Origin of the sequence: Arthrobacter sp. SIMBA_036 (assembly GCF_046535135.1) — a bacterium.
Classification (GTDB): domain Bacteria; phylum Actinomycetota; class Actinomycetes; order Actinomycetales; family Micrococcaceae; genus Arthrobacter.
Genome location: NZ_JAWRXG010000500.1, coordinates 1 through 230, shown reverse-complemented (window position 1 = coordinate 230; position 230 = coordinate 1). Strand labels below are relative to the sequence as shown.

1 protein-coding gene is annotated in these 230 nt (G+C 62.2%); it reads left to right on the top strand.

The genetic code is table 11. The annotated features are described in order from the left end of the window. On the top strand, positions 1–230 hold a 230-nt coding region (locus SB659_RS20655; RefSeq protein ID WP_410551798.1), incomplete at both ends, for an ABC transporter substrate-binding protein.

The following is a 230-nucleotide window of genomic DNA, read 5'->3' as shown; positions in this document are numbered from 1 at the left end:
CTGGGACGCTGCCAAGGACGGCAAGTCCGTCACCTTCACCCTGCGACAGGGCGTGAAGTGGTCCGACGGGCAGCCTTTCGTCGCCGACGATGTGGTATACACCTTCCAGCTGCAGAAGAAGCTTAAGGGCGGCTTCGAGTACATGGACTCCGTCACTCCCGTGGGCTCCGACGAGCTGACATTCACGTTCAACAAGCCCCGGTCCCCCGCGCTCTACGAGATCGGCCAAG